Here is a 15,398-nt window from a genome sequence, read left to right as displayed (position 1 = left end):
AGGCAGTCCCATATCTTTAAAGTGATACAGGAAAGTAATGTGGGGTGGGATGGAATGGATCCTACAGTTTAACGCATTAACGCGCCGGGGGTCTGACCCTCGGCGCGTTAATGCGTTAATGTCTTATTTGCTCGATGTAAGTGATTAATTGTTTAAATCCCACGTGGCCAAAAGGATCAACGGCTTTTTTTGATTATCTATTAACTTCCTGTAGATGAAAAGGCTTTAAGTCCTCTTTTCCAAAAGGCATAAGCTAATACCATACAGGTAACAGCCACTAATGGAGTCCATAATACAAACCACTTATACGCATCTTGGTCAATAAAATACGCTGCTGGATAAAAGGCAGTGAAACCGTAAGGGATAATCCATGTTAAAAACATCCGAATTCCTTTATGATAGATCGTCAAAGGATATCTAGCAAAATCACTTAAGTTAAATACGGCCCATACGATTGGCAAACTATCAATCATCCAAAATGAAAAGGTTGCAAAAAATAAATTAATAGCTATAAAAATTAATCCTGAAGATATGATCAACACAATTAAGATTAAGACTGGAATCAAACCCCAGGTAATATCTAAATGCGGAATTGATGTTCCTAATATGATAAGTCCGATTATTAATTGCCCAAAGCCGTCTTGATGGAGCCGGTCAGCTACCACATGAAATAATGGATTAATGGGACGTATTAATAGACGGTCAAGCTTTCCTGGACGAATATACTGCCACCCTAATGTCCACAAATTATCGAAGAAAATTTGGTGGATAGAACGCCCTGTTGCAGCAATCCCATAGATAAATAGGATTTCGTAAAAATTCCAACCATTGATTTGTTCGATGTGATCAAAGACTACTTTTACAAAAAAGATGGAAGCAAATTGCTCAAGCATGACCGAAATGACTCCAATCAAAAAGTCAATCCGGTACTCCATCATTACTTTTAAATGATTTTTAGCAAACTCCCAATATAACTTACTATATTTCTGCACGGTTCAACCCTCCTATCCTCCAAAAATGGTAACCTGTTTAATCGCTTGTGACCAAATAACCCTTACTAACACGTATAAGAAAATAAACCAAAAGAATTGAATCCCAATGGCAATATAAGCATCTGTACCTGTTAATAAACCAGAATAAATCGAAACAGGGGCATAAATCATCGCTTGAAATGGCAGGAATTCCGTTATCGTTTTTAGCCAATCAGGGAATAACGTGATGGGCACAAGAGCGCCTGAAAAAAAGGTAACCAATGATTCCTTTAACACACGTACCCCCCAAATGTTTACCGTCCAAAAGGCAAGAATTCCGACTAAAAAATCAAAGAAGGTTCCAATCCATATGCCTAATCCAGCACTCAAAATAAACAATAAGATCGTCTCAATAGAGGTAGGGAAGGATAATTTCAAAAAGAAATAAGCAACGATTAACAGTGGTAATGTTCCTTGAAACACGTACATGATTTTTGAGCCAACATCAATGGCAAACATTTTATAAATTAAATCGTAAGGCCTCATTAATTCGATGGCCACATTGCCATTTTTGATATCTTCCGCAAGTCCGCCACCAACCCCGCCTATATATCCCTGCAATAACATCGCAATCACAATATAGGTCAGCATGGTAGGTAAATCGATATTATCCAGTGTCGATTGATTTTCATAAACGGCTTGCCAAAAGAAATAAATAATTAGCAGCCGTATAATACTTGAAAACGTACCTGCCCAAAACCAGGCCGAGTATGCAGTGTTTTCCTGCATTCTTGCTTTCGCAATTTGCCAATACTTATTCATGAGCTACCCCCTGTTCCCCTTTGTTATATAGCTGCTCGACAATCGTTTCAATTTTTGGTTCCGCAATAGAAAGATCCTGGATTTCGTAGCAACTCATCATTTCTGAGATCACATAAGAGCTTGAAGTTTGTTGATGGTCAAAGGAAAGACTTACTTTGTTACCATCTTCTTCATTCTTTAGAACATCTACTTTTCCAATTAAATTCGCTGGTAATTCAAAGGCGGTGTCATTTAATAACTCAAAATGAATCACTCTTTTTTGGCCAAATTGAACCTTAATTGCTTGTAAATCACCATCATATAGGATTTGGCCGTCATCGATAATAATGATGCGCTCACAAATTTCTTCTATATCTTGCATATCATGTGTCGTAAGGAGGACCGTCGTGCCCCAACGTTGATTCATTTCTTTTATAAACTTTCTGATTTTCACTTTTACTGCCACATCCAACCCAATTGTAGGTTCATCTAGGTACACAACCTTTGGTCGATGCAAAAACGCAGCGGCAAGTTCACAACGCATTTTTTGACCTAATGAAAGCTGACGAACAGGCACACCTAATAATGGTTCTAAGTTTAGGACCTCCGTAAACATTTTTAGCGTTTCTTGGTACTGGTCTTCAGGAATCTCGTAAATATGCTTTAATAGATTAAAAGATTCACGAACTGGAATATCCCAAAAAAGCTGTGTTCTCTGTCCAAAAACAGCACCAATGTTCTTCGCATTCTTTTGTCGATTTTCATATGGGATAAGACCATTAACGGTTACTTTCCCATCTGTTGGAGTTAGTATCCCTGTGAGCATTTTAATAGTGGTGGATTTCCCTGCACCATTTGCTCCTATGTAGCCTACTGTCTCACCTTTACTGATTGTAAAATTGATTCCTTTTACCGCCCTTTTCGTTTCATATTTCCGGTAAAAAAGAGATTTTATTGCCCCTTTTAAACCCGGGTCACGTTTGACTAATTGGTATTCTTTTTTCAAACCTTCAACTGTTATCATCATCACAACTCCTCTTATTCGTAGAACGTATATTCGTTTTTTAGGCACAAAAAGACCACAGACTGCTGAAGAATCTGTGGTCGAAGATTAAATCTAAAGTATATTACGACACAAATGATAGGCAGGCCTGAGGTTCTGTATTCAATTGGATTCTTACTAAATGAAAGTTATACATCCTTCTCTGCCTCCTTCACTGATTACTCTCAAATTATACCTTCATAAGAAGAAAATGTAAATCACTTTATGCAAACGCTTGCTTTATCCCTTTACTGAGCTGGGGGTCAGACCCCCGGTACAGCACCGCGGTGAAGCGTCGGGGGTCTGACCCCCAATGCTTTAAAGTGTTAAACTGTCTTTTCTTTCAACATAAAAAAGCAAGAAAGCTAAAAGTTAGCTTTCTTGCTTGGATGGCACTTCTAATATGATTTTGGTTCCTTTTTCTGGTTGCGAGGAGATTTGTAATGTTCCTCCGACTGCCCGTGCACGTTCTTCCATACTAAAGAGTCCGACTCCTCGAGAATGTTCTTCTATTGTAAAACCTTTACCAAGGTCTTCAATCATCACTCGAATGACATCTCCCATTTCACGAACTGTAACGGCTGCTTCTTCTACATCCGCATATTTACGTACATTGGTTAACGATTCCTGAATCACCCGATAAATCGTCGTTTCGATATTGTAATGAAGTCTTTTGCTTAACACACAATCAAAAAAGACATCTATTTTATAATGCTCTGAAAAGCGGTTTAAGAATGAACGTATGGCTGGAATCAAACCGAGGTCATCCAAAACGGACGGACGCAGCTCCCAAGAAATATCACGAACCTCTTCAATTAATTCCTGAGCCTCATCCAACATTTGATCAATTAGTGGATGGTCCATTTCTGATTTCAAACGGTGAATCGTAATGAGATGGCTATATAAATTTTGGCCAATTCCGTCGTGCAGGTTTCGTGATAGACGTTTTCGTTCATCTTCTTGCACATCAATAATTCGCGTCATCATTTTTTGCAACTCAGCTTCGACCCGTTTTCTTTCGGTAATTTCATAACGAATGGACAAGTATTGATACGGTTTACCGTTTTCCTTTAAAAAAGGAACAATCGTCGTGTCTACCCAATAAAAACTCCCATCCTTTGCCCGATTACGAATTTCCGCTTTCCATACATGACCATTCCCGATAGTCCTCCACATATCCCGAAAAAACTCTTTCGAATGATAACCTGAATTGATGACTCGATGGTCTTGACCTAATAGTTCTTCCCTTGTGTATTTGGAAATCTGACAGAACTGATCATTGATGTATTTAATCTTACCCTTTTCATCTGTAATCGCCACAATCGAGGATTCGTCTAAGGCAAACTTAAAATCCTTCAATTCCTGAATTGATTTTTCGAGTTCTTCTACCACTCGGTCATACGAGTTAGAGTTAGGCGAACGATTTGGGTCAACTTCACTGCTTGTATCCTGGTTCATAAGTAGCCCCCTTTCATTTTCTTGGAAAAATGTTTTCCAAAAAAAGATTTTTCATAAACGAATGTGGCTCTTGATGGCTTCTTCTAAGGTAGAAGCTGACTTTTTAATAAAAAGCTGTTCGTCTTTAGAAAAGGTATGCTCAAACCGATTTCCTACCAATAAAACTCCTTTTGGGAGACCATTAAAAAATAAGGGTACTGCATAAGAAGACACCAACTTTTCCGCAAGCATAATTGGATAGTCCGTTGATTTCCCTAAGATATTCTCAGGAAAATTAGTGATCATCACAGGGCTGCCAGTGGAAATCACTCTTCCTGCATTACCTTTACCGTAACGAACTGTTATTCTTTTATATTTATCATTTAAATTCCCTACAGCACAATGCCATCTAACATCGGGCCCAACCTCATTTTGAATCGCTACACCTACAAAATCCACTTGGACATGTTTTAAGAGGTCCGTACAAAATTGGACAGCAATCGTACATTCTTTTATTTCTTCCATAGAGCACCATATCCTTTATAATCCATAACCTAATAACCCCTTTTTCAAAGCAAATTCCACCAGCTCAGGTCTCGTTTTCATTTGTAGCTTTTCCATGAGGTTACCTTTATGGGTCTCTACAGTCTTTACACTAATCACTAATTGTTCCGCAATCTCTTTGTTGGAAAAACCTTTTGCAATGAAGGTTAACACTTCTTTTTCACGGTCAGATAAAAGGTGGAAGCTATCAGGTGCATTACCGTTTTTGATACTTCCTAAATACTCTTCCATCAGTCTTTTCGTGGCGGATGGATGGAGGTAAGCATCCCCTTCTGCCACCCCTTTGATGGCCTTTAATAGTTCATCATGAGGAGCACTCTTTAAAATACATCCTGATGCACCAGCTTGAATCGCTCTAAAAAGATACTCTTCATCATCGTGCATTGTTAAAATAAGGATATTGATTTCCGGCATTTGCTTTTTCAAATCTAATGTTGCCGATAATCCATCCTTCCCATGGGGCATGCTTAAATCCATCACCACTACGTTCGGCCTTAGCTCAGTTGCTTTTTGAATTCCTTCATTTCCTTCAGATGCTTCGCCCACTACTTCCATATCTGGATGAGTGTTCAATAACATTTTTAATCCCATTCGAACAACCGCATGATCATCAACGAGCAGAATTTTGATCAAAGTTAACTCCCCTTTGTTCCCTTTTTTAACTTAACGGAAGAGAAATTTCGATAGATGTACCTTCTCCTATTTTAGAGGATATCACACATTCACCGCCAGTGAGAAACATGCGTTCTTTCATGGCCTCAAGTCCATAGGACCTTTTTGCTCCTAAATCAAAGCCTTTCCCATCATCTTTTATCACCATGTGTAAAGATTCTTTTGACCATTGAAAGGAAATATAAGCATTTGAAGTATCTGCATATTTCGCAATATTGGATAACGCTTCTTGGCATACTCGAAAAATAGTTATACTGCTGCTTTCCGAGATAAATTGCTCTTGACCTTCAGATCCAATCACGACTTCTATTCCAAAGGTAGAGGTATAAAGTTTTGCATAGCTTTTCAACGCTTGAAGCAGACCTAATGTCATCAGGGTAGGAGGATGTAATTCGACGGATAAAATCCGAATTTCTTGGATCGTTTTCTCCATGATATGGGACATTTCTTTTAAATAATTTTTTAAATGCGGCTGTTCCAAACCAGCTTCAATAAACTGCAAACCATTAAAGACACTATAAAGCGATTGACCTACACCTTCATGCAACTCTAAAGCAATTCGCTTAATTTCCTCTTCTTGTGATTGAATAATGTATGAACTGATATTTTCTCGTCCCATCTGAATCCTCCTTTCCCTTTATTTTTATATTTTCCGTATTAAATAATAGAGTCCGCTTTCCGTATCATAAGCAGACCAATCACGTTCACTTTGGCTGAAAGAACTTGTTAGTGGTACAGCAAAGAAATAATAGGTATCAAAATAGATTCGAAGATGAGTCTGATCAGGACATAGTTCAAGCTTTTTTATTTTTTTCTCGACCCAAGGAGGTTGAGTTTCGCTTTCCGCATCATGAATAGCTACTTCTACTTTTTCCGCTACAAACCCTTCTAAATCCTTAATGAGTTCCACAACTTCCACACCCTCTCGGATTATTCGGGTAAATATACATTTGAAAACCTTGGAGATATTGCCAAAATGTTTCACCGGCATTTTCCTCTAAATAATGAAGGGTTTCAGCTTCAGTCTTCCACGGGCTCATTCCCTTCACCTCTGCCACGACAATATCCGCACCTTCAGCCTTTTTTTCTTCCAAATACCAATTCACTCTTATCCCTTGAAAAACTTTTTTCAGCAAACCTTCAATTTCAGCACCAAAATGGCCGCTTTCTTCACGTACAAAACAAAAATCTAAATAGGTTTCACTGTTCATGCACGTTCGCCACCCTTTTTACGGTCACGTTTATAAACAAACCAAGCAACTGGAAAAAGAATGATATTCAAGCCTACAAAAATTAAGGTATTTACATAATTTTCATAAAAGTATTGGTGAACCATTTTTTGAGTGAAAATGATATTGAGCAGTAAGATTCCTGCTAAAATGAATACACTGATATAATTACGCTTCATAACGCTTCACCCTTACTGCAAAAATAGTTCCGTCTGTTACTTCTACTTCGATTTCCGGTAATGGACGTCTTGGCGGTCCAGCGGTTGGTGCACCGGTTTCCACATCAAATTTTCCGTGATGACATGGACAAATCATTTCGTTCTTCTCTTTTACCCAAAACACCGGGCATCTTAAATGAGTACAGGCATTTTGGTAAGCCACAAACTTATTTTCACCAAGGCGAATCAATAACGCACTATCATGTTCACCTGGAAAAGCAAACTCCACTGACTCACCAATTCCAACAGCATCTAAATCCGCAATTTTTTGATGCGGGTATTCTTTATTTTTTAAACCTAATAATTCTTTAGCTGCCACTGCACCCCATGGAAGGGAGGATACAGCAAAAACTCCTGCTGCTCCTACTAATGTTTTCATAAAACCACGACGATCCAGCATTCTTTCATTATTACGATTTATATTATGCGTATAATTATCCTCATCAAACGGGATTCGGTTATTTTTATCCGTCATGAAAATCCCTCCCTTAATTGAAATGTGTAAGGCGCTCAGCTTTAGGCGACAAGCAAAAGACGAGCCGGCATGAAGGTTGTTCTTTAACCTTCTTGCCGGATTGGCTTTTGACCTCGAGCCGATGGCGCCTGAAACTGGATCTAGAACAACTTTGTAATACCTTGGATAATACCAGGTAAGTTTACACGTACATTCGTTTCATTTTCTAAAAATGGACTGCTAGTTACCCATTTACCGCCATTCGCCATATCGTAAGCCGCTTTCTTAGCCTCGATTTCTTCTTCTGTTAGCCATTGAAGAGTGTTCGTTGGACATACACTCGCACACATTGGCGGAATACCATCTTTCGTACGATCAATACATAGGTCACATTTATACATTAAGTTTTGTTCTGTATCAAACTTAGGAATACCGTAAGGACAAGCAATTGTACAGTTTTGACATCCGATACATTTCTCTACTAACGCTGATAAAACAGCACCAGTTTCATGGATTTGGATTGCTTGTGCTGGACAGCTTCGGGCACAGGCAGGGTTCACACAGTGAAGGCACATTAACGGCATCGTTTGTCTGTTCACTAGTGGATTTACGTCATAAACGTAGTTTCGATTACGTTGTTCATGACCTCCACATTGTGTACAAGCAGCCAAACATGATCGGCATCCTATACAATTGTCCAGTTCAATATATAACCGATTCTTCATTTATTGCACCTTCTTCATTTCTAGTTTTTCGATCTGTGCTGCACATGCCTTGAACTCTGGCATTCTTGAAATCGGATCAAGTGCGGCATTCGTTAATAGATTAATAGATTGCTCATGACCAAAATGATACGGAACAAACACGGTGTCTTTTCGAATCGCTTCCGTAATTTTCACTTTATAGTCCGCTTCCCCACGACGGGTAAACAAACGAACCACTTCTTCATGCTCGATATTATATTTAGCTGCTGTTTCCGGATGAACCTCGACAAATGGCTCTGGGCACATGTCACGTAAGAACTTAATACGGCGGGTTTGGTTACCAGATAAATAGTGATAAACGACGCGTCCTGTTGTTAAGCGAAGTGGGTATTCCTCACAAGGCTCTTCTGCTGGTGGACGGTATGGTAATGCACAAATTTTTGCTTTTCCATCTGGATGATAGAACTTCTTATCTAAGAACATATGCGGTGTTCCTTTATCATTTTCATCCTTACATGGCCAGAAAACACCGTCTTGCTTGTCGATCTTATCCCAAGTTGCACCGTAGTAATCGGCGTATCCACCTTTAGATGCCAGGCGGAATTCGTCTGCCACATCACTAGCTGTTTTTAAGTGAGAGAAGTATTGACCTCTACCTAAATACTCAGCTAGTTCCGCTTGAATCTGCCAATCTGGTTTAGATTCACCTAGTGGCTCTTGCGCTTTATTAATTTTTATAATACGACCTTCAATATTCGTAACTGTTCCTTCATCTTCAGACCATGTTACGGATGGAAGAATGACATCGGCAAATTCAGCTGATTCTGATAGGTAAAAGTCAGAGCACACCATGAAATCTAGTCCTTTTAACGCTTTACGGACAAAGTTTTGATTTGGAGCTGAAACCGCTGGGTTAGAGCATAATAGGTATAATCCTTTAATCTCTTTTTGTTCCATTAATTCAAACATTTCATAGGCTGAAACCCCAGCCTTTGGCATTTCACCTGGTGTAATTCCCCAAACCTCACAAACTTCTTTTACATGCTCTGGATTGGTAATCTTACGATATCCTGGAAGTAGGTCTGATTTTTGACCATGCTCACGGCCTCCCTGACCATTACCTTGACCTGTGAAAGTTGCTACCCCAGCTTTAGGACGGCCAATTTTACCTGTTACTAATGCCATATTTGTGTAAGCCGATACATTATCTACACCTTTAATTTGCTGTTCGATTCCGCGGGCAAACATGACCACAGCATTTGGAGCTTTACCGTAGATTTCTGCTGCACGAATAATTTTTTCAGGTGCAACTCCAGTAATTTGACTTGTATATTCAGGAGTAAACTCCTTAACTAATTCTTTCGTTTCTTCAAAACCATTTGTATGGTTATTGATAAAATCTTCATCTGCATAACCATTTTGAATTAATAGATTTAAAATTCCGTTTGCAAGAGCTAAGTCTGTTCCTGGTCTTAAATCTAAGTGCAGATCCGCTCTTCTTGCAATTGGCGTTTCACGGGGGTCAGCTACAATTAAGTAACCTCCGCGTTCTTGAACGGCCCATACGCGGAACATTGAAGTTGGATGACACTCAGCTGTGTTACTTCCTGCAATAAATAAACAGTCTGTTTCATGAATATCTGTCCAAGGTAATGTGGAACCTCGGTCGACACCAAAGCTTCGTAGGAATCCTCCAGCTGCACTGGACATACAGAAACGTCCGTTATAATCAATGTAGCGTGTCTGGAGTCCAACGCGGGCGAACTTTCCTGTTAAATAACATTTTTCATTGGTCATCGATACGCCGCTGAATACACTAAAGCTATCTTTTCCATACTGTTCTTGTAGTTCTTTGATTTTTCTTGCCACTAATTCATATGCCTCTTCCCAGCTCGCTTCACGAAAACCCTCTGTTGTTCCTTTAAGAGCGGCATTATCACGAATAAGTGGTCTTAATATACGATCTTGGTGGTTTGTTTGTTGGTAAGCTGTAACCCCTTTAGGACACATTTTTCCGTGTGTTACAGGCCAATCATATCGTGGTTCTACCCCGATGATCTTGTTTGTTCCGGTATCTACGCGTAGGTTCATCCCGCACTGCATCCCACAATAGCTGCAATGTGTTTTTATTAATTTTTCGCCTGGATGAATGACATTTTGAACTTCTTTGAAAAATTTATCTCTGACTTTAACCTCTTGCATTCTGGTTTGCCTCCTTAACCTTCACTTGATGTGTAGGGAATCCTGCGAATCTTGCAATTCTGTATTTACGACGACATGGCAAGCAAAGCTCTGCAAGATGGAAGCCTTCTTTCATCGCGAATTCAATATCATTTGTATGAAGTACGTTCATAACATCATTAGTTTGTTCTACCGAAACAAAGTGATCTCCACATACCTTACAAGCTTTCGGTGCTTGCTCTGTATAATGCTCACGGTAGTTTCTTGCCATGACACTCATCGGTCTAAACGGAATGTGGGCAAGCTTTCCAAATGGCAAATAGATTAATGTAATAATCACGGACCATTGGTGGATTAAAGACATAATTGGCTGACCAGCCCCATGTAAGAAGATATTCATAAACGTTAACGCTAATCCAGTAATACTTACTAATAACAGCATGTATAACGGAAGAAAATCGTACATAAAGGTTTGCTCCGCACGAGCTTGCATATTTTTCAAACGACGGTATAACACCATTGTTACACCAGTGATCACCATTACCGCTGTAATGTTCAATGCGTTGTAAGACAATTGAGCGATGATGCCTTCTGCAGGAACGGTCATGAGATTAACTCCCATGAAAATGATGTTGTACATTCCGTTGTCATCCATTGTGAAGTACATCCAACTGAATACTAATGGAAATGTAACAAATGCTGAAAGGATACATCCCCAACCGATCAGAAGATGCTGAGTCCATCGGTAAATTCCCCGATTCCAAATAAATCTGTAGGTTACCAAATGTTCAGTAGTCGTTTGCGGAGTACTTTTTCTAAAAAGAAGCTTTAAGCCTTTTTTTATAAATATCTTAGTTGGTGGTCTTTCTCCCCAGGCAATAAATCGGTAGAAGAAGCCACCGATGAAAACAATTGTTCCGACCATATATCCATAAAGGTTTAAATCGACATGCGTAAACATGCGTGTACCGATAAAGCTTAATACCACAAGTCCAAGGACACTTAAAAACATTGACTTCGCAAAATGGGAAGCAAACGCATTATTAATCGAATGACCTGTTTGATTCGTTGTAGAAGTTTTGGCCTGCATCATAAATCCTCCTCAAAAAAATAACACTAACGGTTTGTTACTCTTAGTGTAAGAGTCCGTTAGTGTTTTCTATATCGGGGAAATCCCCCATCCTTTCAGGGAAATTCCCCTAGGGATTTTCCTAAAGTTGATTGAAGGCAGTCACGGCGCGGTTTATAGCCTCACTTTCAAGCTTGAAAATTATGAGTCTAATATTGTCTAAATTGTTACAAACTCAGATTAATTGATAATCTCTTTAACACTTTAAAGTGCCGGGGGTCTGACCCCCGGCACTTTAAAGCGTTAAAAAACACCTCTCTTTGGATGGGTTTCCCCACCTTCACGAGAGGTGTTTTGCTGTGTTATTTTAGGAAGCTTGTTCTTCGTCGACTTTGTATTCTGTTTCCCAATATTCTGCATTTTTGATGCCTAGTTTCTTGGAGTTAAACACAGGGTCAAGTCCTTGACGTTTTTGCTGTTCGTAATCCTTTAAAGCAGCCAGTGCCGGTTTGGCAAGGATGACAATGGCGATCATGTTGATCCAAACCATGATACCTAATCCGACATCACCAAGTGCCCAAGCCAAGCCAGCTGTCTTAACAGCACCGTAGAAGGTAGCTGCCATAATGACAACCTTCAAAAGTGCCATAGCCACTTTATTATCTTTTCCACGTAATAGGTACGCAATATTGGTTTCAGCCATGTAATAGTAGGCCATAATTGTTGTAAACGCGAAGAAGAATAGGGATACCGCTACGAATCCAGAACCAAAACCAGGAAGAACAGTATCAACAGCTGCCTGTGTAAATGCAGGTCCGGCTTCTACACCAGCTAAACCTTCTTTAATAAAGCCTCCATCTGGATTTGCTGTATTATACATACCAGTAAATAAAATCATAAATGCAGTAGCCGAACAAACTAATAATGTATCGATATAAACAGAAGCTGCTTGAACAAGTCCTTGCTTTGCAGGATGTGAAACTTCCGCAGCTGCAGCAGCATGTGGTCCTGTTCCTTGACCAGCCTCATTCGAGTAAATACCACGTTTTACCCCCCAAGAAATAGCCATCCCCACAATCCCACCGAAAGCAGAATCTAGAGCAAACGCACTTTTAAAGATTAAAGCGAATACGCCTGGTAGTTCACCAATATTCATGACCACAATAATGAGTGAAACCAAAATATAACCTAAAGCCATAAATGGAACAACATATTGTGCCACGTTTGCAATTCGTTTTACCCCACCAAAAATGATTAATCCCAATAATAGAATAATTCCAGCACCTGTTACATACGGACTAATTCCAAAGGCATTTTTTAACCCTGCAGCAATCGAGTTGGACTGAATACCAGGCATTAATACACTCATTGCTAAAAGAGCTGATACGGCAAAAAGGACTGCAAACCATTTAATCCCGATTCCCTTTTCAATATAATAAGCAGGACCACCGCGATATTGACCATCTTGTTTTACTTTATAAATTTGAGCAAGTGTAGATTCAATAAAGGCACTGCTAGCCCCGATAAAAGCAATTGCCCACATCCAAAAAACAGCACCTGGACCACCCATTGCAATCGCAGTAGCTGTTCCAGCAATGTTACCAGTTCCAACGCGGCCTGAAAGAGCTATGGCTAAGGCCTGAAAAGAAGAAACCCCCGCTTTTGAACTTTTTCCTTGGAACATTAACTTTACCATGTCTTTAATGAGCCGAACTTGAAGAAAACGTGTCATGATAGAAAAAACTAACCCTACGCCCAATAAAATATAAATGACTGGTGTACTCCATAAAATGCCGTTTAAAGAACTAATAAAACTCTCCAAACAAACTCCTCCTTTTTATATTTCTGAATATTCTACACATTTAGAATTATAAATTATTTATTAGTACAAGACAATCACTTGAGAAAAAATAGTTATTACATACTAGTAATCTAAGCTGCATAGAATAATAATTTAATAAAAAACCAGATCCACTATTAATGGACCTGGTTTTTTACATTTTATATTGTGGTAAACGAATGATGAAAGTAGTACCTACATTCAATTCACTCTTTACGATTATAACACCTTGATGATTTTCAACAATTTGATAGGTCACCATCAACCCCAAGCCTGTCCCTTTTTCTTTTGTAGAATAAAAAGGTTGTCCCAGCTGCGATAACTTTTCTTTCGGAATTCCAGATCCCTGGTCTGAAATTTCAATTACCACATCTTGATTATCCTGATGAATAGAAGTATGAATAACTCCACTCTCTTCCATTGCATCCATTCCATTTTTAATAAGATTAATGAAAACCTGCTTAATTTGATTTTTAACTCCCCAAACAGAAAGCTGATTTTTTGCAAGATCCATGGAAATTCTAATATTTTTTAAAGTTGCTTGGGATTCGAGTAATGTTATCACTTCTCGTAAGATATCCTGAATAATAAACTTTTCATATTGAACCTCCTGTGGTTTGGCAACTAATAGGAGTTCATTTAATATTTGTTCGATTCGTTCAAATTCCGAATGCATGATTCGAAAATATTCAGATTTAGGACTATTATCTACCTCAATGAGATGTAAAAAACCTTTTAATGAGGTTAATGGATTACGAATTTCATGTGCGATACCAGCTGCAAGCTGACCTATGGCTGATAATTTTTCAGATTGATTAATGATTTCTTCAGTCTTCTTCTTCGTTTGAGTAATATCATGAAATTGTACGATTAAGTTTGATAGGGAAGGATATGCACGAACTGTAAACCACTTTTGAAGAGGAGTATAGTATTCAGTAAACTCCATAACCGTTTGTTGCAGCATCGCCTGTTCATAATGTTGTAAAAACCTTTCACAATCTGGGAATTCTATTCTTGCATTTTTTCCTTTTAATTCAATCTTTGAACGGGCTAATAATAATTCTGCCTCATGATTTAAAAATAAAAAGTTCCATTGATCATCTAAACAAAATATTCCATCTTGAAGTCTATTAAGTATTTCTTCTTGCAAGATAAAGTCTTCCACTCGACTTTCTATAGGAATATGCAAAACATCATCCCCTTTCATTTTAGACATCATCCTCTTTATACTAACAAATTTTTCTAATTAGTAGTTAATTTTTACTGGATTTTCTAATCAATTGAGGATAATAATATTTTTGAATAAGTCTTTTTAAGCAAAAAGAGGGCCTCTATGACCCCCTTTTTATGAATTCCTTATTCGCATTTTAAGAAAAGGACCATTCTCTTATATCTTCTAAGTCCTGTAGTAACATCTTCTTACTATCTTCTACTGCGATTCCCTCAGCTATCTGGAGGCATTTTTCGTATGCTTCTTTTGATTTTTCTTTCTGGTTAAGCACTTTAAATGCTCTTGCTTGGGCTTCATATGCATATCCAATATAAAATGGAGCCACCTCTGATTGAAGGCTAACCTCTAAACAACGGTTTGCATAAAGAAGTGCTTGCTCTCCATTTCCAATGACAGCATAGACTCTTGAAATCTGCCAATATCCAATAGAAAGGTTTGTAGGAGTATGATCTTCCACCTGCGTCCAGTGCCAAAAGGACGTATGTGCTAGATGAATCATCTGCTCCTCCTCTAGAAAGGAACGTTCTTTTTTATCTAAAAAATCCCACACTTGATTGAAGCATTGGCTAGCCATTTGTTTATGGGAAAAAGAAATTGCCTGCTGTGCTTGGACCATCTCATTTCTCCTCTATAGTGAAATTTTCATTATACAATGCTACTCGATATGGGAATAATTCTGCTGTCATTATTCCACCTTTTACAGTTGGGTCATTTTCCATGATCCTACGAGCTTCCTCTTCATTTTCAACCTGAAGAATGACGATTCCAAATGTAGTTGGATCGAAGTTTGTCGTTCTTCCAGCCATAATCAGCTTATTTTCCAGAAGTAGTCCTTGTAAGGCTTGAAAATGTTCCATGACCAATTGATGATCGTTTTCGGTCCATTTCGCCTCGTCTAAAAGTTGGGGAATTAACTTTAATTTATATAAAAATTGCTCCACTTTACCGTCTCCTCTCTAAAAAAGGCAGAAACCAAATAGAAAAT

The 15,398-nt window shown here is 38.6% G+C and carries 18 protein-coding genes; all 18 read right to left on the bottom strand.

What is annotated here, in order from left to right; all coding sequences use genetic code 11:
* Window positions 1-200: 200 nt before the first annotated feature.
* Entirely contained in the window at window positions 201-938 is a 738-nt protein-coding gene (locus ACSBPO_RS01250) for an ABC transporter permease (protein ID WP_442600283.1), read from the bottom strand.
* A 66-nt stretch (window positions 939-1,004) separates the two neighbouring features.
* Window positions 1,005-1,793 carry an ABC transporter permease gene (locus ACSBPO_RS01245; RefSeq protein WP_442597988.1) on the bottom strand — a complete coding sequence of 263 codons (789 nt, stop codon included), beginning with the start codon at window positions 1,791-1,793 and terminating at the stop codon, window positions 1,005-1,007.
* Window positions 1,786-2,796 (bottom strand): ABC transporter ATP-binding protein, encoded by a 1,011-nt coding sequence (locus tag ACSBPO_RS01240; RefSeq protein ID WP_442600282.1) that lies wholly within the window; start codon window positions 2,794-2,796, stop codon window positions 1,786-1,788. Before ACSBPO_RS01240 ends, ACSBPO_RS01245 begins: the two co-directional genes overlap by 8 nt.
* Window positions 2,797-3,186: 390 nt before the next feature.
* The gene (locus tag ACSBPO_RS01235; RefSeq protein ID WP_442597986.1) at window positions 3,187-4,272 is read right to left on the bottom strand and encodes a PAS domain-containing sensor histidine kinase; all 1,086 of its coding nucleotides are present in this window, start codon (window positions 4,270-4,272) and stop codon (window positions 3,187-3,189) included.
* A gap of 51 nt (window positions 4,273-4,323) precedes the next feature.
* Window positions 4,324-4,776 carry a GAF domain-containing protein gene (locus ACSBPO_RS01230; protein ID WP_442597984.1) on the bottom strand — a complete coding sequence of 151 codons (453 nt, stop codon included), beginning with the start codon at window positions 4,774-4,776 and terminating at the stop codon, window positions 4,324-4,326.
* A 15-nt stretch (window positions 4,777-4,791) separates the two neighbouring features.
* Window positions 4,792-5,448 carry a response regulator gene (locus tag ACSBPO_RS01225; protein ID WP_442597982.1) on the bottom strand — a complete coding sequence of 219 codons (657 nt, stop codon included), beginning with the start codon at window positions 5,446-5,448 and terminating at the stop codon, window positions 4,792-4,794.
* 25 nt (window positions 5,449-5,473) lie between these two features.
* Window positions 5,474-6,106, bottom strand: coding sequence for a sensor histidine kinase (locus ACSBPO_RS01220; protein WP_442597980.1), 633 nt, complete (start codon window positions 6,104-6,106; stop codon window positions 5,474-5,476).
* Window positions 6,107-6,130: 24 nt separating this feature from the next.
* Window positions 6,131-6,397, bottom strand: a complete 267-nt coding sequence (locus ACSBPO_RS01215) for a hypothetical protein (RefSeq protein WP_442597978.1) — start codon at window positions 6,395-6,397, stop codon at window positions 6,131-6,133.
* Complete coding sequence (locus ACSBPO_RS01210) at window positions 6,384-6,698, bottom strand: hypothetical protein (protein ID WP_442597976.1); 315 nt, start codon at window positions 6,696-6,698, stop codon at window positions 6,384-6,386. The genes ACSBPO_RS01215 and ACSBPO_RS01210 overlap by 14 nt, the downstream gene beginning before the upstream one ends.
* Window positions 6,695-6,895, bottom strand: coding sequence for a hypothetical protein (locus ACSBPO_RS01205; RefSeq protein WP_442597974.1), 201 nt, complete (start codon window positions 6,893-6,895; stop codon window positions 6,695-6,697). The genes ACSBPO_RS01210 and ACSBPO_RS01205 overlap by 4 nt, the downstream gene beginning before the upstream one ends.
* Window positions 6,885-7,409, bottom strand: coding sequence for a Rieske 2Fe-2S domain-containing protein (locus ACSBPO_RS01200; protein WP_442597972.1), 525 nt, complete (start codon window positions 7,407-7,409; stop codon window positions 6,885-6,887). Before ACSBPO_RS01200 ends, ACSBPO_RS01205 begins: the two co-directional genes overlap by 11 nt.
* 140 nt (window positions 7,410-7,549) lie before the next feature.
* Window positions 7,550-8,113, bottom strand: a complete 564-nt coding sequence (locus ACSBPO_RS01195; protein ID WP_442597970.1) for a 4Fe-4S dicluster domain-containing protein — start codon at window positions 8,111-8,113, stop codon at window positions 7,550-7,552.
* Entirely contained in the window at window positions 8,114-10,294 is a 2,181-nt protein-coding gene (locus ACSBPO_RS01190) for a molybdopterin oxidoreductase family protein (protein ID WP_442597968.1), read from the bottom strand. It lies immediately after the preceding gene.
* On the bottom strand, window positions 10,281-11,363 hold the full coding sequence (locus ACSBPO_RS01185; protein ID WP_442600281.1) for a hypothetical protein: 1,083 nt from the start codon (window positions 11,361-11,363) through the stop codon (window positions 10,281-10,283). Before ACSBPO_RS01185 ends, ACSBPO_RS01190 begins: the two co-directional genes overlap by 14 nt.
* A 346-nt stretch (window positions 11,364-11,709) precedes the next feature.
* On the bottom strand, window positions 11,710-13,164 hold the full coding sequence (locus tag ACSBPO_RS01180; protein ID WP_442597966.1) for an alanine/glycine:cation symporter family protein: 1,455 nt from the start codon (window positions 13,162-13,164) through the stop codon (window positions 11,710-11,712).
* Window positions 13,165-13,336: 172 nt separating this feature from the next.
* Window positions 13,337-14,389: an ATP-binding protein gene (locus ACSBPO_RS01175; protein WP_442597964.1), complete on the bottom strand. Its 1,053-nt coding sequence runs from the start codon at window positions 14,387-14,389 to the stop codon at window positions 13,337-13,339.
* 160 nt (window positions 14,390-14,549) lie between these two features.
* Window positions 14,550-15,029 carry a hypothetical protein gene (locus ACSBPO_RS01170; protein WP_442597962.1) on the bottom strand — a complete coding sequence of 160 codons (480 nt, stop codon included), beginning with the start codon at window positions 15,027-15,029 and terminating at the stop codon, window positions 14,550-14,552.
* Between the two features lies 1 nt (window position 15,030).
* Window positions 15,031-15,354, bottom strand: coding sequence for a YciI family protein (locus ACSBPO_RS01165; protein WP_442597960.1), 324 nt, complete (start codon window positions 15,352-15,354; stop codon window positions 15,031-15,033).
* Window positions 15,355-15,398 lie beyond the last annotated feature (44 nt).

Source organism: Neobacillus sp. D3-1R (assembly GCF_052180215.1).
In the GTDB taxonomy this organism is placed as follows: Bacteria; Bacillota; Bacilli; order Bacillales; family Cytobacillaceae; genus Pseudoneobacillus.
The sequence above is the reverse complement of the archived record's forward strand: the minus strand, read 5'-3'. Positions and strand labels throughout refer to the sequence as shown.

Coding starts and splice junctions, on each gene's coding strand:
- ACSBPO_RS01250 (WP_442600283.1), bottom strand. CDS start 938: ATGATGGAGTACCGGATTGACTTTTTGATTGGAGTCATTTCGGTCATG.
- ACSBPO_RS01245 (WP_442597988.1), bottom strand. CDS start 1,793: ATGAATAAGTATTGGCAAATTGCGAAAGCAAGAATGCAGGAAAACACT.
- ACSBPO_RS01240 (WP_442600282.1), bottom strand. CDS start 2,796: ATGATAACAGTTGAAGGTTTGAAAAAAGAATACCAATTAGTCAAACGT.
- ACSBPO_RS01235 (WP_442597986.1), bottom strand. CDS start 4,272: ATGAACCAGGATACAAGCAGTGAAGTTGACCCAAATCGTTCGCCTAAC.
- ACSBPO_RS01230 (WP_442597984.1), bottom strand. CDS start 4,776: ATGGAAGAAATAAAAGAATGTACGATTGCTGTCCAATTTTGTACGGAC.
- ACSBPO_RS01220 (WP_442597980.1), bottom strand. CDS start 6,106: ATGGGACGAGAAAATATCAGTTCATACATTATTCAATCACAAGAAGAG.
- ACSBPO_RS01210 (WP_442597976.1), bottom strand. CDS start 6,698: ATGAACAGTGAAACCTATTTAGATTTTTGTTTTGTACGTGAAGAAAGC.
- ACSBPO_RS01205 (WP_442597974.1), bottom strand. CDS start 6,895: ATGAAGCGTAATTATATCAGTGTATTCATTTTAGCAGGAATCTTACTG.
- ACSBPO_RS01200 (WP_442597972.1), bottom strand. CDS start 7,409: ATGACGGATAAAAATAACCGAATCCCGTTTGATGAGGATAATTATACG.
- ACSBPO_RS01195 (WP_442597970.1), bottom strand. CDS start 8,113: ATGAAGAATCGGTTATATATTGAACTGGACAATTGTATAGGATGCCGA.
- ACSBPO_RS01190 (WP_442597968.1), bottom strand. CDS start 10,294: ATGCAAGAGGTTAAAGTCAGAGATAAATTTTTCAAAGAAGTTCAAAAT.
- ACSBPO_RS01185 (WP_442600281.1), bottom strand. CDS start 11,363: ATGCAGGCCAAAACTTCTACAACGAATCAAACAGGTCATTCGATTAAT.
- ACSBPO_RS01175 (WP_442597964.1), bottom strand. CDS start 14,389: ATGAAAGGGGATGATGTTTTGCATATTCCTATAGAAAGTCGAGTGGAA.
- ACSBPO_RS01170 (WP_442597962.1), bottom strand. CDS start 15,029: ATGGTCCAAGCACAGCAGGCAATTTCTTTTTCCCATAAACAAATGGCT.